This window comes from Photobacterium sanguinicancri (genome assembly GCF_002265265.1).
Classification (GTDB): Bacteria; Pseudomonadota; Gammaproteobacteria; order Enterobacterales; family Vibrionaceae; genus Photobacterium; species Photobacterium sanguinicancri.
The window spans coordinates 1-348 of the sequence record NZ_NOIF01000556.1; the positions used below are offsets into that span (position 1 = coordinate 1).

Consider the following 348-nt stretch of genomic DNA (forward strand, 5'->3'; position numbering starts at 1 on the left):
CGCAATGGACGCGCAACTTCACCTTCGGCATGTTCTATGCCTTTTCCTTCGAGCTGCACCAGCAGCTGGCCGGGCACGGCCTGTACCTTCCGCTGCTGGATGCCGTCGTTCACTGGGGGCAGTACGCGGTGCTGGCCCTGCTGCTCATCGAGATCACCCTGTTTCTGCGCGCACGGCTGTACCGCTACCGCCCGGCGGCTCGCCGCGCCGGCTGAAAGACCGCCGCGAATGGAGTGGCCTGAACGCTCCGCCGCTCTGTCAGCACGGTTTTGTGTCCTGCCCCGGGCGCTCTAATATCGGGCACAAAAGGCAAGGCGACGCGGCGCCCGGCCCCGTTGCCGTTTACCA

The 348-nt window shown here is 65.8% G+C and carries 1 protein-coding gene; it reads left to right on the forward strand.

The window, feature by feature from the left end; genetic code table 11:
• A partial coding sequence (locus tag ASV53_RS25785; protein WP_189337988.1) for a hypothetical protein occupies positions 1-215 on the forward strand: 215 nt, incomplete at its 5' end.
• Between the last annotated feature and the right edge of the window lie 133 nt (positions 216-348).